The sequence below is a fragment of the Thalassospira alkalitolerans genome (assembly GCF_002115745.1).
Taxonomy (GTDB): Bacteria; Pseudomonadota; Alphaproteobacteria; order Rhodospirillales; family Thalassospiraceae; genus Thalassospira; species Thalassospira alkalitolerans.
In genome coordinates this window covers 85692-109646 of record NZ_JFKB01000004.1, presented here as the reverse complement: position 1 = coordinate 109646, position 23955 = coordinate 85692, and the positions used below count along the sequence as shown (strand labels likewise).

Annotated in this window: 22 protein-coding genes; 12 read left to right on the top strand and 10 right to left on the bottom strand. The window is 51.4% G+C overall.

Features of this window, described 5'->3' with window-relative positions:
• The first annotated feature begins 24 nt into the window (after positions 1-24).
• From lepB to TALK_RS07160, 8 genes are all read left to right on the top strand, one after another.
• Positions 25-771: a signal peptidase I gene (gene lepB, locus TALK_RS07195; RefSeq protein ID WP_085617364.1), complete on the top strand. Its 747-nt coding sequence runs from the start codon at positions 25-27 to the stop codon at positions 769-771.
• Positions 771-1454 carry a ribonuclease III gene (gene rnc / locus TALK_RS07190; RefSeq protein WP_085617362.1) on the top strand — a complete coding sequence of 228 codons (684 nt, stop codon included), beginning with the start codon at positions 771-773 and terminating at the stop codon, positions 1452-1454. The genes lepB and rnc overlap by 1 nt, the downstream gene beginning before the upstream one ends.
• Positions 1447-2385: a GTPase Era gene (gene era / locus TALK_RS07185; RefSeq protein ID WP_085617360.1), complete on the top strand. Its 939-nt coding sequence runs from the start codon at positions 1447-1449 to the stop codon at positions 2383-2385. The genes rnc and era overlap by 8 nt, the downstream gene beginning before the upstream one ends.
• A gap of 37 nt (positions 2386-2422) precedes the next feature.
• Entirely contained in the window at positions 2423-2656 is a 234-nt protein-coding gene (locus TALK_RS07180) for a hypothetical protein (protein WP_245829754.1), read from the top strand.
• 170 nt (positions 2657-2826) lie between these two features.
• Positions 2827-3582 (top strand): DNA repair protein RecO, encoded by a 756-nt coding sequence (recO, locus tag TALK_RS07175; protein ID WP_085617358.1) that lies wholly within the window; start codon positions 2827-2829, stop codon positions 3580-3582.
• Positions 3583-3720: 138 nt separating this feature from the next.
• Positions 3721-5964 (top strand): DNA topoisomerase IV subunit A, encoded by a 2244-nt coding sequence (parC, locus tag TALK_RS07170; RefSeq protein WP_085617356.1) that lies wholly within the window; start codon positions 3721-3723, stop codon positions 5962-5964.
• Positions 5965-6233: 269 nt separating this feature from the next.
• Positions 6234-6779 carry a TRAP transporter small permease subunit gene (locus TALK_RS07165; RefSeq protein ID WP_085617354.1) on the top strand — a complete coding sequence of 182 codons (546 nt, stop codon included), beginning with the start codon at positions 6234-6236 and terminating at the stop codon, positions 6777-6779.
• Positions 6779-8155, top strand: coding sequence for a TRAP transporter large permease (locus tag TALK_RS07160; protein WP_085617353.1), 1377 nt, complete (start codon positions 6779-6781; stop codon positions 8153-8155). Before TALK_RS07165 ends, TALK_RS07160 begins: the two co-directional genes overlap by 1 nt.
• A 134-nt stretch (positions 8156-8289) precedes the next feature.
• Here TALK_RS07160 and TALK_RS07155 read toward each other — a convergent pair whose 3' ends face one another.
• The 4 genes from TALK_RS07155 to motA form a co-directional block, all read right to left on the bottom strand.
• Positions 8290-9384 (bottom strand): TRAP transporter substrate-binding protein, encoded by a 1095-nt coding sequence (locus TALK_RS07155; protein ID WP_085617351.1) that lies wholly within the window; start codon positions 9382-9384, stop codon positions 8290-8292.
• Positions 9385-9509: 125 nt separating this feature from the next.
• Positions 9510-10292, bottom strand: coding sequence for an arginyltransferase (locus TALK_RS07150; RefSeq protein WP_085617350.1), 783 nt, complete (start codon positions 10290-10292; stop codon positions 9510-9512).
• Between the two features lie 112 nt (positions 10293-10404).
• Positions 10405-11379 (bottom strand): flagellar motor protein MotB, encoded by a 975-nt coding sequence (locus TALK_RS07145; RefSeq protein ID WP_085617348.1) that lies wholly within the window; start codon positions 11377-11379, stop codon positions 10405-10407.
• 50 nt (positions 11380-11429) lie between these two features.
• The gene (gene motA / locus TALK_RS07140) at positions 11430-12284 is read right to left on the bottom strand and encodes a flagellar motor stator protein MotA (protein WP_085617346.1); all 855 of its coding nucleotides are present in this window, start codon (positions 12282-12284) and stop codon (positions 11430-11432) included.
• Between the two features lie 252 nt (positions 12285-12536).
• On the opposite strand from motA, the gene TALK_RS07135 reads away from it, so the two are divergent.
• Positions 12537-13037, top strand: a complete 501-nt coding sequence (locus TALK_RS07135; protein ID WP_085617344.1) for a flavin reductase family protein — start codon at positions 12537-12539, stop codon at positions 13035-13037.
• Positions 13038-13059: 22 nt separating this feature from the next.
• On the opposite strand, the gene TALK_RS07130 is transcribed toward TALK_RS07135, so the two are convergent.
• Both TALK_RS07130 and TALK_RS07125 read right to left on the bottom strand, forming a co-directional pair.
• Positions 13060-13539, bottom strand: a complete 480-nt coding sequence (locus TALK_RS07130; RefSeq protein WP_085617342.1) for an NUDIX hydrolase — start codon at positions 13537-13539, stop codon at positions 13060-13062.
• Positions 13532-13798: a hypothetical protein gene (locus TALK_RS07125; RefSeq protein ID WP_085617340.1), complete on the bottom strand. Its 267-nt coding sequence runs from the start codon at positions 13796-13798 to the stop codon at positions 13532-13534. Before TALK_RS07125 ends, TALK_RS07130 begins: the two co-directional genes overlap by 8 nt.
• 201 nt (positions 13799-13999) lie before the next feature.
• On the opposite strand from TALK_RS07125, the gene TALK_RS07120 reads away from it, so the two are divergent.
• Positions 14000-14848 carry a DUF502 domain-containing protein gene (locus TALK_RS07120; protein WP_085617338.1) on the top strand — a complete coding sequence of 283 codons (849 nt, stop codon included), beginning with the start codon at positions 14000-14002 and terminating at the stop codon, positions 14846-14848.
• A 74-nt stretch (positions 14849-14922) separates the two neighbouring features.
• On the opposite strand, the gene recG is transcribed toward TALK_RS07120, so the two are convergent.
• Positions 14923-17010, bottom strand: coding sequence for an ATP-dependent DNA helicase RecG (recG, locus tag TALK_RS07115; protein WP_085617336.1), 2088 nt, complete (start codon positions 17008-17010; stop codon positions 14923-14925).
• A 230-nt stretch (positions 17011-17240) separates the two neighbouring features.
• Between recG and TALK_RS07110 the strand changes: the two genes are divergently transcribed.
• Together TALK_RS07110 and mfd are read left to right on the top strand one after the other, a co-directional pair.
• Positions 17241-17513 (top strand): FAD assembly factor SdhE, encoded by a 273-nt coding sequence (locus tag TALK_RS07110; protein ID WP_085617334.1) that lies wholly within the window; start codon positions 17241-17243, stop codon positions 17511-17513.
• Between the two features lie 7 nt (positions 17514-17520).
• Positions 17521-21018 carry a transcription-repair coupling factor gene (mfd, locus tag TALK_RS07105; protein ID WP_085617332.1) on the top strand — a complete coding sequence of 1166 codons (3498 nt, stop codon included), beginning with the start codon at positions 17521-17523 and terminating at the stop codon, positions 21016-21018.
• A 65-nt stretch (positions 21019-21083) separates the two neighbouring features.
• On the opposite strand, the gene TALK_RS07100 is transcribed toward mfd, so the two are convergent.
• The 3 genes from TALK_RS07100 to deoC are packed head-to-tail and all read right to left on the bottom strand — an operon-like array spanning position 21084 to position 23888.
• Complete coding sequence (locus tag TALK_RS07100) at positions 21084-21770, bottom strand: DsbA family oxidoreductase (protein WP_085617330.1); 687 nt, start codon at positions 21768-21770, stop codon at positions 21084-21086.
• Between the two features lie 3 nt (positions 21771-21773).
• Complete coding sequence (locus TALK_RS07095) at positions 21774-22997, bottom strand: phosphopentomutase (protein ID WP_085617328.1); 1224 nt, start codon at positions 22995-22997, stop codon at positions 21774-21776.
• 57 nt (positions 22998-23054) lie between these two features.
• Positions 23055-23888 carry a deoxyribose-phosphate aldolase gene (gene deoC, locus TALK_RS07090; protein ID WP_085617326.1) on the bottom strand — a complete coding sequence of 278 codons (834 nt, stop codon included), beginning with the start codon at positions 23886-23888 and terminating at the stop codon, positions 23055-23057.
• Positions 23889-23955 lie beyond the last annotated feature (67 nt).

The window sequence follows — 23955 nt, the reverse complement described above, 5'->3', positions numbered from 1 at the left end:
AAAAGTGATTGGTTTAGATACTGAATGGAAAAGCTAGTGCAAAAGAAGAAAACGGGTGGACTTTTGGACACCTTGAAAACCGTTTTCTGGGCCATTGTGATCGCGCTTTTGGTTCGGACATTCGCATTCGAACCGTTTAATATTCCATCCGGTTCGATGATCCCGACCTTGCTGGTTGGCGACTATCTGTTTGTGTCGAAATTCTCGTATGGGTATTCAAAACACAGCCTGCCATTCAGTTTGCCACTGATCCCGGGGCGCGTTTTGTCATCCGAACCTGATCGTGGTGATGTGGTTGTCTTTAAACTGCCGTCCGATACGAGCCAGGATTACATCAAGCGTGTTATTGGTCTGCCCGGTGATACCGTTCAGGTGATTAATGGCCGCCTGCATATCAATGGCGACATGGTTGATCGTGACCGCATCGAGGATTACATACTGACCGATGGCAGCGGACAGGCGATTGCCGTTCCACAATATATCGAAACCCTTCCAAATGGTAAGGTCCACCGTATCCTTGAAATATTTGGGGACCAGGGGCCAAGCGACAATACCGAGCCGTTTACCGTTCCTGAAGGTCATTTCTTCATGATGGGGGATAATCGCGATAATTCGGCCGATAGCCGTGCCTTCCCGTCGCGTTTCCGTTTCGTCCCGATAGAAAACCTCGTGGGTCGCGCAGAGTTCCTGTTCTATTCAAAAGACAGCTCACAACCGATCTATGACTTTGGCAGCATCCGGTTCGATCGGTTGTTCCAGGGGGTCAACTGATGGCCGACCCTGCGCCATTGATTGCTGAAATTAACCATGAGTTCGCGCAACCCGATTTGCTTCGGGTTGCGTTGACGCATCGCAGTGCTGCCAAGGGCAAGGATGCGCTTAGCGGCGGTAATGAACGTCTGGAATTTTTGGGCGATCGTGTACTTGGTCTGGTCATTGCCGAAATACTGTACACGCGGTTCGGGCGAGAACGCGAAGGTGCTATGGCAAAACGTTTTGTGGCGCTGGTACGTCGTGAAACGCTTGCGCGTCTGGCACAGCAAATCAGGCTTGGCGAATACATTCAGATGGCAAAGGGCGAACGCGCCGCCGGTGCTGATGCTAATCCGGCTATTTTATCTGATTGCATGGAAGCGGTGATTGCCGCACTCTATCTTGATGGTGGTTTAGAGCCCGCACGGATTTTTATCGAGCGCCTTTGGATGCCGCTTCTTGAGGAAGAACCCAAGCCGCCGCAAGATGCTAAAACCCGCCTGCAGGAACTGTTGCAGGGACGTGGAAAGCCATTGCCGAAATATGAAATGGTTGGGCGTCAAGGCCCGGCACATTCGCCTGTATTTACCATCGAACTAACCACCGGAGACGGCGAAAGTGTTAGGGCAGAGGGCAAATCGAAACGTGAGGCGGAACAACAGGCCGCCCAATTGATGTTGGATACACTGAACTATGAATGAGGTTCCCACGCCGGTGAACGAAAACAGATTACCTTATCAGCAACGTTGCGGGTTTGTGGCCCTTGTCGGCGCACCAAATGCCGGTAAATCAACCTTGCTGAACCAGATTGTCGGGACCAAAGTCTCGATCGTTTCGCCCAAGGTCCAGACAACCCGGACCCGCGTGCGCGGCATTGTCATGACCGATGATGCACAACTTGTTTTTGTCGACACACCGGGTATTTTTGCACCCAAGCGGCGTCTGGATCGTGCGATGGTCAAGGCCGCATGGAATGGCGCAAACGATGCTGATCTGGTCGTTTTGGTGATTGATGCGGGGGCAGGGATCACCGAAGAAGTTCGTGCGATCGTTGATCAACTGAAAAATCAGAGCAGCAAAGCCATTCTGGCGCTGAACAAGGTCGACAAGGTTGCGGATAAAGAAAAGCTTTTGCGCCTGTCACAGGATCTGTTTGCCGAGGAAGTCTTTACCGATGTCTTTATGATTTCGGCAAAGAAGGGACAGGGCACGCAGGATCTGGTGAACTTCCTTGCTGACAAAATGCCTGATGGTCCGTGGATGTTCCCGGAAGACGATGTGTCGGATATGCCGTTGCGTTTGTTGGCAGCTGAAATTACGCGTGAAAAACTGTATTATCAGCTGCAGCAGGAACTTCCGTATTCGGCAACTGTTGAAACCGAATTGTGGGAAGAACGCAAGGACGGCTCGGTCAAGCTTGAACAGACCATTTTTGTTGAGCGCGAAGGCCAGAAAGCCATTATCCTTGGCAAAGGCGGCAAACGCATCAAGGCACTTGGCAGTGATGCCCGTAAGGAACTTGAGGCAATTTTTGAACGCCGTGTTCATTTGTTCTTGTTCGTCAAGGTCCGCGAAAATTGGGGCGACGATCCCAATCGTTTTGCGATGTGGGGCCTTGATCCCAACGCCTGATCATTTGTGATGTTTGCGGATTTTTGCAGGATGGGACATGGATAGCGGTTCTTTATGGGGTATTGTGATGATCGTTGTCGGCGCTGTTGCCGCAATGATCGTTGCACGTGTTGCCCGCCGCCCATTCCGTTATCGCCATGACGGCAAACGCTTGGAACGTGAAAAATCGTTCCTGTCACGTCCGGTCAATTTTCTGGCGCTGCTTGCGGCCGTGGTGACGTTTGTTCTTGGCTTGGTGTGGCGCATGACTGGAACCGGACCATTACAATGACCCCGCACCAAAATGATCCTATCGATAGGGCAATCGAAGAAGTTCAAGGTAATAGCATGCTAAAGCGTGTTGTCTTTTTCGTCGCACTTATCTGTCTTGTTTCCAGTCTGGTAGGTCTTTTCTTTCTGGTGACCCGATTGATCTTGCCGCGCGGTTTCTAGGGGGCTTGGATGGATTGGCGTGATGATGCGATCGTCCTGTCCACGCGCAAACTTGGCGAAAACTCTGTCCGATTATCGGTTTTAACCCGTGACTATGGCCGCTATGCAGGGATGGTTCGCGGGGCGACCAGTAAATCCATGCGTGGTACGCTTGAACCCGGGAATGAAGTCCGGGTGGGGTGGTCAGCCCGTTTGGCTGAACATTTAGGGCAGTTTCGCTGTGAATTAACCGGTGCACATGTCGCTGATATCCTATTGTCACCGGGACCGTTGATGGCATTAAGTTCAGCCTGTGCAATGCTTGAAGTTACCTTGCCTGAACGCGAAGCACATTCATCGCTTTATCACGGAACCGTAGCGCTTTTATCCGCACTTAAATCCGATCAGTGGCTTGCTGCCTATATCCGGTGGGAGGTGGGGTTGCTGGACGCGCTTGGATATGCGTTGCAATTTGATCGTTGTGCCGCCACCGATGCGACAGAAGACCTTTGTTTTGTATCCCCGAAAAGTGGCCGGGCTGTATCCGAAGCAGCCGGGGCTGCTTATCGTGATCGTCTGTTATTGCTGCCAGCCTTTCTGGCCGGTCAACGGGCCACTCAAAGCAACCGGGAAACTGATTTGTATGACCAATGCCGTCAGGGTCTGAAATTGACTGGTTTCTTCATTCATCGCGATATTTTTGAAGTCAAAGGCGTTAAACCAGTTGCAGCGCGTGACCGATTGGTCAGTCATGTTTGGCGTTTGCATGATATGGTTGAAAAATAAATCCGCAATCGCGATGCGGACTTGTGTTGACCAGAACCATCCCCGCCGTAGTATGTTTGCAAATGGCACCGAGATGTGGCTCTGCCAGATCGACGGCCAAAATAGATCAACCCTGCCAAGCAACAAGAAAAACCGTTCATGAGCACCAAGACTTCCGATCCGACCAATGCCGGCCAAATCCGGGAAACCCGCCTTGCTGATGCATTAAGCGAACGTTATCTCGCCTATGCCATGTCAACGATCATGTCGCGCTCTCTTCCTGATGTGCGCGATGGTCTGAAACCGGTGCATCGGCGTTTGCTGTATGCAATGCGTCAGCTGAAACTTAATCCCGAACATGGCTTTAAAAAATGTGCCCGTGTTGTCGGTGACGTGATCGGTAAATATCACCCGCATGGTGATCAGTCGGTCTATGACGCACTTGTACGATTGGCACAGGATTTTGCCGTCCGATATCCGTTGGTCGACGGGCAGGGTAACTTTGGCAATATCGATGGCGATAACGCGGCTGCGATGCGTTATACCGAGGCCCGCATGACAGCCGTTGCCGCGGCGCTTATGGATGGCCTTGACGAAGATTCAGTTGATTTCCGCCCGACTTATGACGGCGAGGACCATGAACCGATCGTCATGCCCGCAGCGTTTCCGAACCTGCTGGCCAATGGCGCCTCGGGCATTGCGGTTGGTATGGCAACCAACATTCCGCCGCATAATGCGGACGAACTCTGTGCGGGTCTGATCAAGCTGATCGACAATCCTGATACCTCGATTGCCGACCTTGTTCGTTGTGTTCCAGGGCCAGATTTCCCGACAGGCGGTGTTCTGGTCGAACCAAGCGAAAACATTCTGGAAGCCTATGCCACAGGACGTGGATCATTCCGCCTGCGCGCGAAATGGGAAGTTGAAAAGCTTAGCCACGGTCTGTTTCAGATCGTCGTGACCGAAGTTCCCTATCAGGTGCAAAAAGCCAAACTGGTTGAGCGTATTGCCGACCTTATGGTTTTAAAGAAACTTCCTCTTCTGGCAGATGTTCGTGATGAATCGACCGATCTGATCCGTCTGGTGTTTGAGCCGCGAACCCGCGCGGTTGAACCAGAACATCTGATGGAAATGTTGTTCAAGAATACCGAACTGGAAATCCGGTTTGGTTTGAACATGAATGTTCTTGATGGTGACAATACGCCGCGCGTGATGAATTTGCGCGAAGTATTGCGTGCCTTTTTGGCCCACCGACAGGACGTTTTGATCCGTCGTTCCAATCATCGTCTGGCAAAGATTAACCATCGCCTTGAAGTTCTTGATGGTTATCTGGTGGCGTATCTTAATCTTGATGAAATCATCCGCATCATCCGATTTGAGGACGAACCAAAAGTCTGTTTGATGAAGACCTTTGGCTTAAGCGAGGTTCAGGCCGACGCGATCCTGAATATGCGTTTGCGGTCGTTGCGCAAGCTCGAAGAGATGGAAATCAAGAATGAGCACTCAAAACTGACCGAAGAGAAAGAAGGGCTTGAAGCTCTTCTGGCCAGCGAGAGCATGCGCTGGACGAAAATCCGCGATGAAGTCGTCGAAATGCGCGAAAAGTTTGGTGCAAAAACGGTTCTTGGGAAACGTCGTACCGTCATTGGTGACACACCCGAAGAAATCGAAGTGCCGCTTGAGGCCCTGATCGAACGTGAACCAATTATGGTGATCTGTTCGAAAATGGGTTGGATCCGGGCCCTTAAGGGGCATACGGCGGATATCGGCGACCTGAAGTTCAAGGACGGTGACGAAAGTCGTTTTGCGCTTAAGGCCTTTACGACAGACAAGATTCTGATCATGAGCACCGAGGGGCGTTGTTATACGATGCCCTGTGACAAGCTTCCGGGCGGGCGCGGGCATGGTGAACCGATCCGGCTGACAATTGATTTGCCGCAGGAACATGACATTGTTGCAATGGTTGTTCATAAGCCAGGCCGCAATTTGCTTGTCGCAAGTTCGGCCGGGCGCGGTTTCCAGGTTGCAGAAGCCGATGTGATTGCGCAAACCAAAAACGGTAAGCAAATCCTTAACCTCGGCAAAGATGAAGAGGCCAGAATTTTCCTTCCTGTTGATATGGACCATGTTGCCGTATTGGGGGATAACCGCAAGCTGTTGATTTATCCGATTGCCGAAGTACCGGAAATGACGCGTGGTCGTGGTGTTATCCTGCAGAAATACCGTCAGGGCGGTATGGCTGACCTTATATTGTTCAACCTTGAAGAAGGCCTGAGTTGGACAATGGGGGGCAGCGAAGGCCGCACTCGTACCGTTACAGACCTTTCTGAATGGTTGGGCAAGCGTGCCGGTGCCGGGCGGCAGCCGCCAACCGGGTTCCCGCGATCCAATAAATTTGAATAGATTATCTTTTCCAAAGAGATAGCTGGAATTTCGAAGGGATAATGACTTAACGGTCATTGTCCCTTTTTGCCGTTTATCAGGTAGATATCAGAATGAATTCCCCTCGGACTTTTCCGAAATTCTGATTGTTTTTATTCCAGACGACGTATTGGCCTGTAAACAGGCAAAATATATGGCGTTTTGACCCGTAAATATGTAACTTCGCAACCTGATAAACAAGGAGCCCGCAAATTTCCTGTGAGTTTCAAAAAGGGCGTGGGAGTGAAAACGTGAATTTTCTAGGGAGTTTCGTCCGTTTTATCGACGGTCTAAATGACTGGATCGGACGTGGCGTTGCCTGGCTTGTGATCCCTATGGTGGTAATCACATTCCTTGTGGCGACATTGCGATACGGCTTTTCCATCGGCTGGGTGTCGATGCAGGAAAGTTACATGTGGCTGCATGGCATCGTATTCATGGTGGGTGCTGGCTATACGCTGTTGCATGGAGGTCATGTTCGGGTGGACGTTTTTTATCGTCCCGCGTCGGCGCGCTATAAGGCATGGGTCGATCTTTTCGGTTCGCTTTTCCTGCTTCTGCCAGTGATCGCCATGGTCTACATCTATAGTTACCCCTATGTGATGACCAGTTGGAGCCGCCTTGAAGGCTCGCACGAAACCGGCGGTCTGCAAGGTTTGTTTCTTTATAAATCTGTTATTCTGATTTTCTGTGCTCTGATTGGCTTGCAGGGCCTTTCCCTTGCCGCACGCAGCATCCTTGTGTTGGCGGGACATCGAGAATTTGAAATCAAAGAAGAAGAGCACGAGGGCATTTAATGACGGGGGAAATTCTTAGCCTTGTAATGTTCGCAGTTGCCTGCGGCGTTCTTCTTCTCGGTTTTCCGGTGGCGTTTTCGCTGGCGGGGACCGGTCTTGCATTTGCGCTTATCGGCAATTCGATGGGGACGTTTGACCTGCCGCTTTTGGGATCGCTGCCATCACGCTATTTTGGGGTGATGACCAACGAGCTATATGTCGCCATTCCGCTTTTCGTCTTTATGGGCGTGATGCTGGAACGTGCACGTATCGCGGAAAAGCTTCTGACGACCATGGGGCTGCTGTTTGGCACCATGCGTGCCGGTCTTGGTATTTCCGTGGTGATTGTTGGTATGCTGTTGGCGGCGTCCACCGGTATTGTCGGTGCAACGGTTGTAACCATGGGATTGCTTAGCCTGCCGGCAATGCAAAAGGCGGGGTATAGCCCGCGTTTGTCGACCGGTATTATCTGTGCATCAGGTACACTTGGTCAGATCATTCCGCCGTCAATCGTGCTGGTTCTTTTGGGGGATATTCTTCAAGGGGCTTATGCCGAAGCACAACGTTCGCTTGGTAACTGGGCGCCGGAACCTGTATCGGTTATCGACTTGTTTGCCGGTGCCTTTATTCCGGGACTGCTGCTGGTTGGGCTTTATATTTGCTGGATTCTCATCCAGGCGTTTCTCGATCCCACATCCGCACCATCATTGGTAAAGGATAAACGTCCCGATGGGCTTTGGGGTGAAGTACTCCGTGCGCTTATGCCTCCGGGGCTTTTGATTATTGCGGTGCTTGGATCAATCCTGACGGGGATTGCAACGCCGACAGAATCTGCTGCTTTTGGTGGTGTCGGTGCCATTATTCTTGCTGCGTTTTATAAACGCCTGTCATGGGATGTATTGCGTCACGTGACCCGTCAGACGGTTCAGATCAGTGCAATGGTCTTTGTCATATTGCTCGGGGCATCTGTGTTCTCGCTGGTGTTCCGTGGTCTGGGTGGTGATCGTCTGGTCGAAGAGCTTCTGAACAATCTTCCGGGCGGCGTCTTCAGTGCGATGCTTGTCGTTATGCTACTGATGTTTGTGATGGGCTTCTTCCTGGATTTCATTGAAATCGTGTTTGTGGTTGTTCCGATTGTTGGGCCGATCCTGCTAAAAATGGATATCAATCCAGTTTGGTTGGGCGTGATGATTGCAATCAACCTGCAAACCAGCTTCCTGACACCGCCATTCGGGTTTGCATTGTTCTATCTGCGTGGTGTTGCACCACCCTCAATCCGGACAATGGATATTTACCGCGGTATTGTTCCGTTCGTCCTGATTCAGGTCGTGGGACTTGGTCTTGTTGCTGCGTTCCCTGCACTGGCCACGTGGCTGCCGAGTATTTTGTTCAGGTAACATCGGGGCGACCCAAATGTTTTGAAAAGGCGCCTTTTGGGGCGCCTTTTCTGCGTTAAAGCACATTCACAAGATCTTGAAATCGAAAAAGGGCCGGCAAATGCCGACCCTTTCGGTTTTGTTAGTTGGGATGCTTAGTATTTGAACGGCAGGATACGTGCCTGTGCAAATGCGGCTTCCGAGAACTTAGACCAGCCGATTGCTTGCGAACGGAAGCTGATCAGGCTTTCAAAGACTTCCTGGGACAGCGGGTTCGACGCAACGAGGTCACGCAGAACTTTGCCTGAAAGGGCACCAAGATTGGTTAGGATGTCGTCAGAAAACGGGCGAACATCAACATTGTGCTTATCGCGCAAGGTCTGTAGGGCCTGATTGTTCCGCGCGGTGAATTCCGACAGAACCATCTGGTTTACGGCACGATTTGCTTGCTCGACAATGGCCTTAATGTCGTCCGAAAGATCATTCCAGGCATCAAGGTTGATGAAGTTGTCAAGAACTGTCGCCGGTTCGTGCCAGCCCGGATAGTAGTAGAATTTCGCCGATTTATAGAGGCCGAATGCCAAATCGTTATAAGGGCCAACCCATTCAGTCGCATCAATTGCGCCAGACTGAAGTGCCGGCGGAATTTCGCCCCCTGGAAGGTTAACGACGTTACCACCAGCAGCCTTGACAACTTCACCACCAAGACCCGGAATACGCATTTTCAGACCTTTATAGTCGTCAATGGTATTCATTTCCTTGTTGAACCAGCCCCCCATCTGAGTGCCGGTATTGCCCGACGGGAAGAACTTACAGTTCAGTTCAGAGTAAACTTTGTCGGCAAGTTCCTGACCGCCGCCCCACTGGAACCAAGCGTTCTGTTCCTGCGCATTCAGGCCGAACGGCATCGCAGCAATATACTGGGTGGCGTCGACTTTACCTTTCCAGTAATACGGTGCGCCGTGCCCCATTTCCACGGTGCCATTGCCAACAGCATCAATTGCTTCGAATGCCGGAACAATTTCCCCGGCACCGTAAACCGTAATTTTCAAACGGCCGTCAGAGGCCTTGTTGATGTATTCAGCAAGAAGGTTGGCCCCGGTTCCCAGACCCGGAAAATTTTTAGGCCAGGTGGTGACCATACGCCATTCGCGTACGTCCTGAGCAAGGGCCGGTTTTGAAAAAGTGGACGCGACAGCAGCAGTCGCACCGGCAACCGCTGCGCCGGAAAGAAATTGGCGACGTTTCATTGATATAGCCTCCCAAAGATGCAAGCTCATGATTTATTTATTCAAAGTCGTCATGCGACTTTGTCATAAACCTTATATCCGTCCAGAGAGGGAGGCAACCTAGGATCGATAAGGACGGCTATACTTTAGTCTATTGATGTAAATGAGGCCGGTTTCGTGTCATGAGGTTCACCTAAAGCGCCCTTACCATCATCCATGCGTGCCCATTCACCTGCTTTGAATCCTTCAAGAGGCTGAAAGCGCATTTTGTAGGACATCTTGCGACATTCATCGATCCAGTACCCAAGGTAAACATGTGGAATTTCAAAAGACTGGGCCTCTTTTATCATATCAAGAATGATAAAAGTGCCAAGGCCACGACGTTGTTCCTTCGGGTCAAAGAAGCTGTAAACAGCAGAAAGTCCGTCTGATAAATTATCCACGAGGGCGACCGCAATCAGGCTACCGTCAGGACGGCGATATTCAAAGATCGATGTATCAACAGTGCTGTCCTCGATCATGGCTCGATAATCACGGGCATCCATGCGCGCCATGTCGCCGTTGCCGTGTCGGGCATCCTGATATTGGCTGAAAAGCTGAAACTGTTCCTGAGTTGCGGATGGTGGAAGGACATTCCGTATCAGGTCATTGTTTCTGGCCGAGATACGGCGAAAAGATTTCGATGGTTTGAAATCCTGACAACGTACCCGAACCGGAACACAGGCATCGCATTCACTACAGGCAGGAAGATAGGCAATGGAATGACTACGGCGGAAACCGGCACGTGACAGAAGGTCATGAACGTTATTGGCTTCTGGGCCTCGTAATTCGGTCACCAGCTTACGTTCAAACCTACCAGCCAGATAGGGGCAGGGCATTGGCGCTGTCATAAAGTAATGTTGCGTCAGCCGTCTTTGATTGACTGTCATGTCGCGTACTTGCCCCAGTTTCGGACGATTATTTCTTAATATAAGATTAGGTACAAATCATGACAGTTTAAAGGGCGACATGATGCAATATCCGAAATAGCCTGAATATGGATTAGCGGTCGGATGGAACTGCGAAGCTTGGTCGGCGAGTGGTTGGTTGGCCCGACGACAAAGGTTCTGATTGTGTTCCCGTCTCAGAGACATCACCATTCTTAGTCACTGGTGTACCATTGCCATTTGGTTGTTCGCCCTCAAGTGCCGGGCGATGACCTGTACCCCGCAAAAGTGTAATGCTAATACGACGATTACGTTCATTTTCAGGGGCCTCTGGCATTAAGGGGTCGGTATCGGCCAGTCCGGCCACTTTGGCAAAGCGTTTTGCCGTAAGACCAAGAGTTTCGAGTTCACGCCGCGTGGCCAATGCACGGTCCGATGATAGTTCCCAGTTGCTGTAACCGGTTATCGTTGTGAACGGAATTGCATCGGTATGTCCCTCAATCGCGATGTTTTGCGGCATGCTTTCGATAGCTTCAGCCACTTTGGATAACAAAAGTTTGGTGTGTTCTGCCATTTGTGCGCTACCACTGGGGAACATTGCGGTACCATCTTCGTCCAGAATTTGAATGCGCAGCCCTTCATCCGTTTCTTCAATCCGGATATTCTTGGCCAGTTCCTGCAGATCGGGCGAGTTTTCAATTGCCTTACGCAGTTCTTCCTCAGCCTCTTTGAATTCCTTGTCTTCCTGCTGTGCGCGTTGCAGTTCGGCAATTTCTTCGGGGGTTTTCACCGGCGGAATATCCATACTGACCGTGGGATTCCCAGCTTCGGATCGAAGTGATCCCTCCTTCGCAAGGCTGGTGCCTCCCAAAATTCCGCCTGATCCGGACTCATTTTGTGAAATTGTTTCCGGGGTGAAGTAGTTTGAAACCCCCTGAAGCTGCTCCTCGGTCGCACTGCTTAGCAGCCAAAGTAATAAAAAGAATGCCATCATAGCCGTGACAAAATCAGCGTAGGCGACTTTCCACGACCCGCCGTGATGGCCGCCATGGCCACCTTTCTTGATCTTCTTTATGACGATGTCAGGCATTCTTTACGCAGGTCCCGATTAAATGTACGGCAAAGTATTTTTTGAAATTGTTAAGCTGTCGGAGCGTTCTGTAACGCTTCGTCAAGTTCCTTAAAGCTCGGCCGGATGTCGCTTGGTAAGGTTTTTCGGGCAAATTCGACGGAAACCTGCGGGGCGTAGCCCTGCATATGTCCAATCAGGGCCGCCTTGATGCAGCTGAAATATTTTGCGTCCTGATCCAATGTTTTCTTGATGATTTCCGATGTCGGGCTGACAAAGCCATATGACGCCAGAATCCCTAAAAACGTTCCAACCAGTGCTGCTGCGATCAATCCGCCAAGGATTTCGGGCGGTTCGGTCACCGATCCCATGGTCACAATTATACCGAGAACCGCGGCAACAATGCCAAGCCCTGGCAAGGCATCCCCAACTGTCTGGATGGCGGCTGGAACCATATGGTCTTCTTCATGATGGGCTTCCAACTCCTGATCTATCACGGCCTCAAGCTCATAGGCATTGGTCGTGCCCAGTGTCAGAAGACGCAAATAGTCACACAGGAATTCAAGTGCGTGATGGTCATGCATAACGCCCGGAAAATTGCCAAACAGGCTTGATCCTTCAGGGTTTTCAACATGGCTTTCAAGCGCAAGGTCACCTTTGGACTTGGCAAGGCGGAAAATCGCATAAAGACAAATCAGGAGTTCAAGATATGCCGCTTTTTTCTTTGGCCCCTTAAGGGCACGGATCGTATAGGCGATGGCTTTTTTTAGAAGACTTATCGGATTTGCAATCAGAAATGTCCCGAATGCAGCCCCGAAAATAATCAGAACTTCAAGTGGCTGTATGAGAATGCCGATATCACCATGCGGCATATAACCGCCCAAAACGGCACCGATCACAACGATGTACCCAATGATCAGAAACATTATTTCTTCCCTACTGCCCCCAAAACCCGCAACGTTGTCATCTCATCTATCCGGTCCCCTTAGTCGGTCCAATGGCTGAAATGGTTACGATGCGCGTATCTATATGATCCATATTAACTTTTAATCTTATTAACATAGCGTTTAAAACGCGGATTTACTTAGGTTTGACAGCGCAAGATTTTGGCGCCATTTTCCCTGAGCCTTTATGAAAGGCATACCCAATAGATTTAGTCAGCAAGAGCATTCTTCAATATGTCATTCTCTCCGCGCGATTTCCGAGATTGTTTGGGCCAGTTTGCAACAGGCGTTGCCGTCGTCACCGCACGGGCGAATAACGGCACAAAAGCAGGCATTACAATTAATTCGTTTGCATCCGTGTCACTTGAACCTGCACTGGTCCTGTTTTCAGTTGACCGTCGCGCAGCAACACACGAACTGTTTGCCGGTGATTGTAACCGTTTTTGCATCAACATCCTGACTCAGGGCCAGCAGCCCCTGTCCGAACTGTTTTCATCACCAGTGCAAGATCGATGGGAAGATGTTCTTTTTGAAGATGACGGCCATGGTGTGCCTAAATTGGTTGGCAGTCTGGCAACATTTTCGTGCAAACGTCACGCCATTCATGATGGCGGAGACCACAGCATCATCGTCGGGCAGGTGAAGGATATCGGACTTGGAAAGACCGGTGATCCGCTTTTGTATTATGGTGGTCGGTATCATTCGATTGAGGATATCCCATCCGGAAATTCTTAGCCATTTCCGGAATGCAAGAATGTCAGAAACTTGGAAGACCAAGAGGTCTTTCCCGCAAGTCACGTGCACGTTCGATCATGACGATGGTTTTGTCCCAAAGGTGATAATTGGCGAGGTCATCTTGTGAAACCCATCTGGCGTCTGCCGCATCACCACCAGCAGATAAAACCGTTTCCGAAGCTTCGGCCAGAAAATCGATCAGTGTATAGTGATATTGAACCCGTCCGGTGATATCGCGGGTAATCAGATCGACAGTATCGATCAGGACCGGTTCAGATATGGTGATGCCGGTTTCTTCAAAAACTTCGCGTCGCACAGCATCATGAAGGGTTTCACCCAGATCCTGTGCACCGCCGGGAAGGCTCCATTGGCCTTTGTTTGGGGATTTTCCGCGCCGGATCAGCAATACGTCATTGCCATGCCAGACAACAGCGCCGACGCCAATAATCGGTCGCGACAGATAGTCACGTTTATCTGGTCCCGTCGCCGTGGAATCAGGCATCGTTGTTGTCTTCGAGGTCATCGTCGGGGTCATCGACTTCGTTGACAACCTGTCCGCTCATTTGCCGGGCGCGAATGGTTGGCCGCCCGAGAAACTGATCTTCGGATTCTGGATGCAGTGACATGACAAAATCCTTTGCCGGTGCATCGCCAAGGGCGAATTGCCGCGCGGTTTCATAATCCGGTGCGTTGACCTTGGCGGTTCGAATGCCGACAGAGCCACCATCATCATAAATGTATTCAACGATCCAAACCTGCAAAACAACTCCTTTGTGATGGCGGTTACATGCCGCTGGGTTTGTTTGGTTGCGCCGCAAACTTGATTGCTGCTATCACTCTAGGAACGGGGAGTTCCCCGATCAATAGTCGTAGCATTGCCATATTCATACTGACAAATGGTGAATGCAAACACGTATTGCAGCCTAATATGATGAAATGCGACCTATCTTCACAGGTGATCAATGAACGCCAAGCGTGACGACCATAATGATACGGAAAATACAAGTTCCGATCATACCCTGCCTTCTCCCGGGCCTTTTGCTCGTATTCGCGCCTATTTTCTGACCGGCGTTCTTGTCAGTGCCCCGCTTGCCATTACCTTTGGTCTGGCATGGTGGTTTATTGAATTTGTCGACAGCAAGGTCATGCCGTTGATACCGGTGCATTACAATCCGGTCTATTATCTGCCGCAAGGGTACCAGGATTATGGTATTCCGGGGCTTGGGCTCGTGGTTATTGTGCTGGTGATTACGGTGGTGGGGTGGTTTACCACCAATTTTGCTGGTCGCGCACTGATCAAGCTTTACGAGCGTATTCTTGCCCGTATTCCTGCGGTTCGTAGTATTTACGGCGCGATCAAGCAGATCCTTGAAACCGTGCTAGCCAATCAGTCGAATGCATTTCGTCAGGCGGTATTGCTTGAATATCCGCGGCGTGGCATGTGGGCGATCGGTTTTATTACCGGCGAGACCAAGGGTGAAGTCCAGCACCTGACCGAAGATACCGTGATTAATATCTTTCTGCCGACAACGCCAAATCCGACATCGGGTTTTCTTCTGTTTCTGCCGCGTCAGGACATTGTGATCCTTGATATGACAGTCGAGGAAGCCATCAAGATGGTGATGTCGGGCGGGATTGTTACACCGCCAGATCGCCGTTCGTCGGATTTGCAGGCGCAGCCGCGTGTTTCATCCAAGACATATGAAGATCTTGATGTCCTGCGCGAGAAAGAAAATATCCCTATTCTGGTGCCACGGAAACACGAAACAGTTCGTGAAAAAAGTGACGATAAAAGCCACGAAGACGCGTAGTTCCGGCAATATCAGATTATAAAAGAAGGGCGCTGCCATATGGCATGCGCCCTTTGTTTTGTGTGGGATGGTCGTTAGCCCGATCGGAAATACCGAACAGCTTCGTCGCGTTCAAACAGATAAAGCAACAGCCGCAAAGCATCCCCGCGCGGTTTTTGAAGGTCAGGATCAAGTTCGACAATCAGACGCGCATCATCGCGTGCAATAGCCAAAAGATCGCCATGTAATTCCAGATTGGCAAGGCGATAGGCCTGCAGGCCGCTTTGGCGGGTTCCCAGAACTTCACCCGCACCACGAAGACGCAAGTCTTCCTCGGCGATCACAAAGCCATCTTCGGTCTCGCGCATGATCTTGAGGCGTGCTTTGGATATTTCCCCCAGCGGTGAACCATATAACAGCAGACAGGTCGATGCAGCGTCACCACGGCCGATCCGACCGCGCAACTGATGTAACTGTGCAAGACCGAACCGTTCGGCATGTTCGATCACCATGATGGTTGCCTCGGGCACGTTCACACCGACCTCAATCACGGTGGTCGCGACAAGAACAGACAGGTCACCATGGGCAAAGCGTTCCATTACGGCGTCTTTTTCCTTGGCTTTCATCTTGCCATGGATAAGGCCGACATGTGCCTCGCCAAATAGATCGACCAAAATGCGATGGCGTTCCTCGGCGGCCTGAAGATCAAGAATTTCGGAATCTTCGACCAGCGGGCAGACCCAATAGATTTTTGTGCCGGTTCGCATGGCGCGCCCGATGCCTGATATGACTTCATCAACCTTGTCGGCGGGCAAAACACGGGTATCCACCGGTTTACGTCCGGGTGGTTTTTCATCTAGTTTTGACACTTCCATATCGCCAAAGGCGGTCAGGGTCAGGGTGCGCGGGATCGGTGTTGCGGTCATCACCAGAACATCGACAGCCTGTCCTTTGCCCGCCAGCATCAGGCGTTGATGCACGCCAAACCGGTGCTGTTCATCGACAACAGCAAAGGCAAGGTCACGAAACTGCACGTCTTCCTGAAACAGAGCATGGGTTCCAACTGCGATTTGGAATTCACCACTGGCAAAGCCTTCAAGGGTTGCTTTGCGGTTTTTTCCTTTATCTCGACCGGTCAGAACGGCGCATGTGACACCGATCTTTTCCAGAAGCGGGGAAATAGTTTCAAAATGTTGCCGGGCAAGGATTTCGGTTGGCGCCATAAGGGCGGCCTGACGCCCTGTTTCAATGGCGTTTAACATTGCCATAAGGGCAACCAGGGTCTTGCCTGAACCGACATCGCCCTGTAATAGGCGCAACATTCGACCGTTGCTGCCCATATCGGCATAGATATCGTTCAGTGCGCGTTGTTGTGCACCCGTCATGGCAAAGGGCAGCTGGGCTTCAAGTGCCTTGCGCAGCCGACCGTCGCCTTGTGTGACACGCCCGCCCAAGGTACGCATCTTGGCACGGATCAGGGCCAAGGCCAGTTGATTGGCAAGCAGTTCGTCATAGGCCAGTCTTTTACGTGCCGGATGGTCGGGCGATAAATCCGCATCGCTTTCCGGGTTATGTGCCTGATGCAAGGCTGTTTTAAGGTCGGGCCATTTATGACGGGCCTGCAAGGCCGGGTCATGCCATTCCGGTAAATCTGGTACAGTGGCAAGGGCTGCACGGGTTGCTTTGGTCAGCGTTTTGCCGGTGACCCCGGCTGACATTGGGTAAACCGGTTCGACGGTTTGAATTTCGTCGCGTTCGGCCTCTGTCCCGATGCGGTCAGGATGGGTGATTTGATATTCACCACGGTAATGATCGATCTTGCCCGATACGATACGTTTTTCCCCAATTGGTAAAACTTCGTTCAGATATTTGCCGCGTGCATTGAAAAAGGCCAAAACCAATGGACCGCTTTGGGTTTTGCAGATCACACGATAGGGACGGCGCCGGTTTGGCGGCGCGTCATGGCGTTCGACCCAGACATCAAGCGTGACGATTGATCCATCAATCGTTTCATCCAGAGGCGGCGAAAATCGCCGGTCAATCAATCCGGACGGCAAATGCCATAACAGATCGACAATATGTTCCCCCCCAAGCAGGCGCGCCAGCAATGGCTTCAGGCGCGGGCCAATGCCAGGCAAACTGTCGATTTCGGCAAAAAGAGGGAATAATATTTCCGGGCGCATGACAGTTTTCGTTGTGTTTTTACGTGAGAACGTTAATAGAACAAATCGGTTTACGTGTCGGGTATACAACAAAAATATCGTGCGGTAACCGACAAGTCACGGTCGAATGTAAATTGAACCGACGATGGCATGGACCAATTGAACAATTTACCGTACAAATCATGGCAGAAAAGACAAACCGTCCTGCGCATTTTTTGTGGGATGCGACGAGAAAAGACAGGAGATCGAACGTGAGTGACAATAGCCCCGAGCTTGAACTGCGACGCAAGAAGTTGCTGTTTCGCGGCGGCCATCGTGGGACCAAAGAGAACGATATCCTGGTCGGTCGTTTCATGGACGCGCATCTTGCGACATTGAGCGAAGAGCAACTCGAACGTTTCGAAATACTGATGAATGATGTTCCCGATGCCGATTTTTTTAAATGGGCAACCGGCAAGGCAGCCGCACCGGCTAAATATGACACGGATGTGCTTCATATGATCCAAGAACTCAGCAACGCCTGAGAAAGCATTGAATAAATTAAAAGAAATCATTTCGACAAAAGGCCGGAAACGGCTGTGTGGCGTGCCCGAGGGTTCGGATGCGTTGCTGTTGCGCGAGTTGCTGGATGCGGTTTCCGATAACCGTACCATTTTGCATATCGCACGCGATGAGAAACGGATGGTGCAACTTGGCGAGGCATTGGCATTCTTTGCCGGCGAGGTCCAGGTGCTTGCGCTTCCGGCGTGGGATTGCCTGCCATATGACCGGGTATCGCCGATTGCGGAAGTAACGGCACGTCGGATCGAAACGCTAACAACGCTTGCGGAAAATGCCAAACCGACTGGCGGGCAGGGACGTATTGTGTTGGCGACGGCGGCTGCGATTATGCAGCGTGTGCCGTGTCTTGATGTGATGCGGAATGGCAAATTGTCGTTCAAAGCAGGTCAGGAACATTCGCGGGCCGATCTGACCGGTTATTTTGACCGGATGGGCTATAACCGTGCTGAACAGGTGATGGAACCCGGTGATTATGCCGTGCGTGGCGATATTGTTGATATCTATGCGCCAGGCATGAAAGAGCCGGTGCGCCTTGACTTCTTTGGTGATGAAATCGAAAGCATTCGGCGTTTTGACGTCGAAACCCAGAGGACAGTCGGGCGCCTGAACGAGATTTCACTTTTGCCGGTTGGTGAAATATTTCTGGACCCGGAAAGCATTTCCCGGTTCCGCAGCGGTTATCGCGAGCTTTTTGGCATCGTGTCGCAAACTGACCCGCTTTACGAGTCCATCAGCAATGGTTTGAAATACGGCGGTATGGAACATTGGTTGCCATTGTTCCATGACGGTATGGATACCGTTTTTGCCTATCTTCCCGATGTGATGGTCAGTCTTGATCATCAATGTGGTGACGTGATCGAAAATCGCCTTGAAATGATTGATGATTATTATCAGGCACGCCTGAACATCAAGGGCGGCGGTCTTTCTGGCGACAATGTTTATAAACCGGTGCCTCCGGAACGGCTTTATCTTGACCAGGCCGAGTTTGACCGGATGTTAAACGATCGCGTTGTTTTGGAACTTTCGCCCTATTACGAAGAAGAAAATACCGAACGTGGTGTTTTTGATATGGGGGCTCGTCCGGGGCGCGATTTTGGCGATGTCAGGGCACGTGCCGACACCAATTTGTACGACGAATTACGTGATTTTATCGTTACTCAGCGCGGTAAGAACCAGCAAGTCGTGATTGCGGCCTATTCCGATGGTTCGCGCGACCGAATGATTTCGGTTCTGCGTGAACATGGTGTGGCCAAAGTCGTTACGGCTGAATGTTGGGAAGATATCACCGACGACCTGACGCCAGAACAACTGGCCGTGGTTATCCTTGATCTTGAACACGGGTTCCGGCGTGACGGGCTTTGGATTTTGTCCGAACAGGATATCCTTGGCGACCGCATGAGCCGCCCGGGTGGGCGACGGCGCAAGGCCGAAAACTTCCTGCGGGAAGCGTCCGAAATTTCAGAAGGCGATCTTGTCGTCCATCTGGATCATGGGATTGGACGATATCTGGGACTTCGAACCGTGACAGCCGGTGGGGCGCCCCATGATTGTCTGGAACTGGAATATGACGGTGGGGACAAGCTTTTCGTCCCGGTCGAAAATATCGAGGTTTTGTCGCGCTATGGCTCGGACGAGGGTCAATCGATCCTTGATAAATTGGGTGGTGTTGCCTGGCAGGCGCGCAAAGCGAAACTGCGTGAACGCATTCGCGATATGGCAGGCAAGTTGATCAAGGTTGCCGCGGAACGTCATCTGCGCAAAGGGGCGGCATTGACCGCGCCGGATGGCAGCTATGACGAGTTTTGTGCCAGTTTCCCGTTTGCCGAGACCGAAGATCAGGCACGCGCCATTCGCGATACGCTTGACGATTTGGCCGCGGGCAAGCCAATGGACCGCCTTGTGTGCGGTGATGTCGGCTTTGGCAAGACCGAGGTCGCATTGCGTGCGGCCTTTGCCGCCGTGATGTCGGGCAAACAGGTTGCGATTGTTGCACCGACGACATTGCTTTGCCGTCAGCATTACCTGACCTTTAAACAGCGTTTCGATAGCCTTCCTGTAAGGGTTGAACAGCTTTCACGTCTTGTGACTGGCAAGAATGCCAAGCTGGTCAAAGATAACCTTGAAAGCGGACATGTTGATATTGTGTGCGGCACCCATGCGCTTTTGGGCAATGGGGTCAAGTTCAAGGATCTGGGACTTCTGGTCGTTGACGAAGAGCAACATTTTGGCGTGAAGCATAAGGAACGCTTAAAAGAGCTTAAGACCGATGTTCATGTCCTGACCCTGACGGCAACACCGATCCCGCGTACCTTGCAGCTTGCGCTGACCGGGGTTAAGGAACTATCGATCATTGCCACGCCGCCGGTTGATCGCCTTGCTGTGCGGACCTATATCACGCCCTATGACCCGGTGGTCGTGCGTGAAGCTATTTTGCGTGAACGCCATCGTGGCGGGCAGATTTTCTATGTTTGTCCGCGGGTGAATGAACTTGGCCGGGTGGCCAAGGAACTTCAAACGCTGGTGCCAGAAATCAAGTTTGATATAGCACATGGCCAGATGGGCGCACGTGATCTTGAACAGGTGATGACCGATTTCACGGATCGTAAATTCGATCTGTTACTGGCGACCAATATCATTGAATCGGGGATCGACGTTCCAAACGCCAATACGATGATCATTCATCGTGCTGATATGTTTGGCTTGGCCCAGCTTTATCAGCTTCGCGGGCGTATTGGTCGGTCCAAGCAGCGTGCCTATGCCTATTTAACCTTGCCAAATGGCAAGAAACTGACCGCAACGGCACTTAAGCGGCTTGAGGTCATGCAGACCCTTGATAGCCTTGGCGCCGGGTTTAACCTTGCCAGTCATGATCTTGATATTCGTGGGGCAGGGAACCTGCTTGGTGAAGAACAATCAGGGCATATCAAAGAAGTCGGGATCGAACTTTATCAGCAGATGATCGAAGAAGCCGTGGCCGAAGCCAAGGGCGAGATCGAAGCCGATGATGCTGCTTCCTTTGTGCCGCAGATCAATGTGGGTATGCCGGTTCTGATCCCGGATCGCTATGTGCCGGATCTTGGTGTGCGTCTTGGCCTGTATCGCCGTCTTTCGGAATTGCGGTCCCGCGAAGAAGTCGATCAGTTCGCAGCCGAGATGATTGACCGGTTTGGAAAGCTGCCCAAGGAAGTTGATAACCTTTTGGATGTTGTCACCATCAAACAATGGTGCCGGGCTTCGAATATCGAGAAACTTGATGCGGGGCCAAAAGGGGCGTTGATTACATTGCGTAATAACGAATTCCCGAACCCGGCCGGTTTGATTGGCTTTATCCAGCAGCAGGTTGGTGTTGCGCGTCTGCGCCCGGATCACAAGATTGTCTATGCCGCAGGCTGGGATGGTCCAACCGACCGTCTTGAAGGGGTAAAACGATTGATGCGCCGTTTGGCCGATATCGCGGCAAGAGCATAAGAAAAAGGCAGGTCCGGTAACGGTTCCTGCCTTTTTCTTATGTCTTCATTCACCAGGCAATTAGACTAGGCCGGGGTTTCTTCCTGACGCGCCAGTCTGATCATGCGTTGCAGGATATCAGGTTCCTGAGCACCTGAAAGCGCATGGCGGCTGTTAAACAGGAAGCAAGGAACACCTGTTACCCCCATTTGATGGGCCACACGATTTTCCTGCGATACGAAATCGCGGTCCATGTCTCCGCTCAGATAATCAATAATCTCGGTACGGTCTTCACCATGGGTAACGGCGATTTCGGTCAGAACTTCGTGATCACCGATATCCCGGCCATCCAGGAAATAGGCGGTGAACAGATCTTCGACCAGATCATTGCCTGCTGCCGGGCGTTCGGCGCAGACCTTGTAGATCAGACGATGGGAATCTGTTGAGTCCGGTGTCAGGCGAATGGCATCGAAATCAAAGTTAATGCCAACGGCCGCCCCGGCCGCCTCAATTGCCTTGTAAACACGGATTGCACTTTCTGCGCCGCCAAATTTGCTGGACAGGTACAGTTTTCGATCAATGCCGCCACTTGGCATATCGGGATTTAACAGAAACGGGCGCCAAGTGATTGGCATTTGGTCAAGCCGTTCACGCGCCAGTGCCTTTTCAAGGCGTTTCTTGCCAATATAACACCACGGACAAACCGTATCGATGATTGCTTCGATACGGATCGGTGCCATCGATGTTTTTGCATGTCCTGGTTGCCAGTTCATAGCTTATCCGTTCAAGAACGAGGTGCCGACCGCAAGCGGCGTCATGCCAAGATGGTCGGCAATCGTTTGTCCAATATCGGCAAAGCTGTCGCGTATACCAATCGGGCCGGGTTGAATGGCCGGACCAAAGGCCAATATCGGCACAAATTCACGGGTATGATCATTACCCCGCCATGTTGGGTCGCAGCCATGATCGGCGGTTATGATAACCAGGTCACCGGGTTTCAAGGCAGCACGCAGTTCCGGAATACGGGCATCGAATTCTTCCAATGCGTTGGCATAGCCCGGAACATCGCGACGATGACCGAATTCCATATCGAAATCCACCAAGTTAGTGAACACAATGCTGTTATCCGGTGCTTGGTCAATTTCGGTCATCATGGCATCGAAAAGGGCCATATTGCCTGATGCCTTGACCTTTTTGGAAATCCCGCGATGGGCATAGATATCGGCAATTTTGCCGACAGAAATAACCTTGCCACCGGTATCGCTAAATTTATCAAGCAATGTTGGTTTATGCGGCGGAATGGCAATGTCACGGCGGTTCGGCGTGCGTTTGAAATCAGCCGGGCTGCTGCCGAGAAACGGGCGGGCAATAACGCGACCGATATTATACGGTTTGACCAGCTTGAAGGCGATTTCACAAACTTCGTAAAGCCGATCAAGGCCGAAATGTTCTTCGTGGGCAGCAATTTGAAAGACACTATCGGCCGAGGTATAGCAAATTGGCATGCCGGTTTTGATGTGTTCTTCACCCAGTTCGGCAATGATTGTTGTACCTGATGCATGGCAGTTACCGATAATTCCGGGCAATTTGGCCTGCTTGATCAACGCATCGGTCAATTCTTTGGGGAACGTCGGCACTTCAAATGGGAAATATCCCCAGTCGAAATCAACGGGTACACCGGCAATTTCCCAATGGCCGCTTGGTGTATCCTTGCCACGTGATAATTCCTTGGCATGGCCAAAGGCACCAATAATTGCCCCGCCATGTTCAAGCCCGGGGGGGACGCGGCCCGTTGCATCCTTGGCGGCTTCGCCAAGGCCAAGGGCTGTCATATTGGGGATGTTCAGCGATCCTTTGCGGATGTCATTGTCGGCCAGTCCCTTGGCACAGTTTTCAGCGATATGGCCCAGTGTATCCGAGCCCTGATCGCCGAATTTAGCGGCATCAGGCGCTGCACCAATGCCAAAACTGTCTGCAACAATGATAATGGCGCGTGCCATTGCGTCTTCCTTTAGCTGTGTCTGCCATTCATGGTGATTGGCAGATAGTCATTATTCTTAGTAGGTGCCAGTTGTGTTGGCTGTATCTGACTGTGCCATCCCACAGGTTTTGAGCAAGTCAGTCAATACGCCGCTGGCGCCAAAACGAAATGTATCGGGGGCTGCCCAGCCTTCACCCATGATTTCATCGGCAATTGCAAGAAACAGAGCCGCATCAGCCGTGGTTTTCACACCACCTGATGCCTTGAAACCACAGGCAAGACCATCTTCCTCTCGGGCGTCACGAATGGCAGTGATCATCGTCGCAGCGGCTTCGGGCGTTGCACCGACCGGGACCTTGCCGGTTGAAGTTTTGATGAAATTGGCACCATGTTTGATTGCCAGTCTGGCAGCATCATAAACCTTTGAAAGGTCGTCAAATGCGCCGCTTTCAAGGATGACTTTAAGTGTGGTCAAAGGACCACAGGCGGTTCGGGTGGCCTCAATTACATCGGTTGCGGCCTGAATATCACCATCAAGAAATGCCTTGTAAGGCAGGACAAGATCGACTTCGTCTGTACCCTTGGCAACGGCATCGGCGGTTTCATCGCCGACACGTTGCGCGTTGGTTCCTCCGGCTGGAAAATTAACCACGGTTGCGGTTTTAATCCCGCTTTGCCCAAGGGCACGCCATGCGGTTTCAATAAACGGCGCATAAACACAAACAGCGGCCGTATTGCCCGCAGGGCTTTGGGCGCGTTCACATAGTGCCTCAATCGTTTCGACCGTATCATCATCATTGAGGCTGGTCAGATCGAGAAAGGAAATGGCCAAGCGTGCGGTATCCGCATCGCTTTTCGTCGCCGCCTTGGCAGCATCAATGATTTCTGAAATGGAATTCGGATCGAACATTTAGGTATCCTTAAAACGCACGGGACGCGAGGTGTTAAGATCGACATTCAGTATAGCGAACTCTTGC

Coding starts and splice junctions, on each gene's coding strand:
- lepB (WP_085617364.1), top strand. CDS start 25: ATGGAAAAGCTAGTGCAAAAGAAGAAAACGGGTGGACTTTTGGACACC.
- rnc (WP_085617362.1), top strand. CDS start 771: ATGGCCGACCCTGCGCCATTGATTGCTGAAATTAACCATGAGTTCGCG.
- era (WP_085617360.1), top strand. CDS start 1,447: ATGAATGAGGTTCCCACGCCGGTGAACGAAAACAGATTACCTTATCAG.
- TALK_RS07180 (WP_245829754.1), top strand. CDS start 2,423: ATGGATAGCGGTTCTTTATGGGGTATTGTGATGATCGTTGTCGGCGCT.
- recO (WP_085617358.1), top strand. CDS start 2,827: ATGGATTGGCGTGATGATGCGATCGTCCTGTCCACGCGCAAACTTGGC.
- parC (WP_085617356.1), top strand. CDS start 3,721: ATGAGCACCAAGACTTCCGATCCGACCAATGCCGGCCAAATCCGGGAA.
- TALK_RS07160 (WP_085617353.1), top strand. CDS start 6,779: ATGACGGGGGAAATTCTTAGCCTTGTAATGTTCGCAGTTGCCTGCGGC.
- TALK_RS07155 (WP_085617351.1), bottom strand. CDS start 9,384: ATGAAACGTCGCCAATTTCTTTCCGGCGCAGCGGTTGCCGGTGCGACT.
- TALK_RS07150 (WP_085617350.1), bottom strand. CDS start 10,292: ATGACAGTCAATCAAAGACGGCTGACGCAACATTACTTTATGACAGCG.
- TALK_RS07145 (WP_085617348.1), bottom strand. CDS start 11,379: ATGCCTGACATCGTCATAAAGAAGATCAAGAAAGGTGGCCATGGCGGC.
- motA (WP_085617346.1), bottom strand. CDS start 12,284: ATGTTTCTGATCATTGGGTACATCGTTGTGATCGGTGCCGTTTTGGGC.
- TALK_RS07135 (WP_085617344.1), top strand. CDS start 12,537: ATGTCATTCTCTCCGCGCGATTTCCGAGATTGTTTGGGCCAGTTTGCA.
- TALK_RS07130 (WP_085617342.1), bottom strand. CDS start 13,539: ATGCCTGATTCCACGGCGACGGGACCAGATAAACGTGACTATCTGTCG.
- TALK_RS07120 (WP_085617338.1), top strand. CDS start 14,000: ATGAACGCCAAGCGTGACGACCATAATGATACGGAAAATACAAGTTCC.
- recG (WP_085617336.1), bottom strand. CDS start 17,010: ATGCGCCCGGAAATATTATTCCCTCTTTTTGCCGAAATCGACAGTTTG.
- TALK_RS07100 (WP_085617330.1), bottom strand. CDS start 21,770: ATGAACTGGCAACCAGGACATGCAAAAACATCGATGGCACCGATCCGT.
- TALK_RS07095 (WP_085617328.1), bottom strand. CDS start 22,997: ATGGCACGCGCCATTATCATTGTTGCAGACAGTTTTGGCATTGGTGCA.
- deoC (WP_085617326.1), bottom strand. CDS start 23,888: ATGTTCGATCCGAATTCCATTTCAGAAATCATTGATGCTGCCAAGGCG.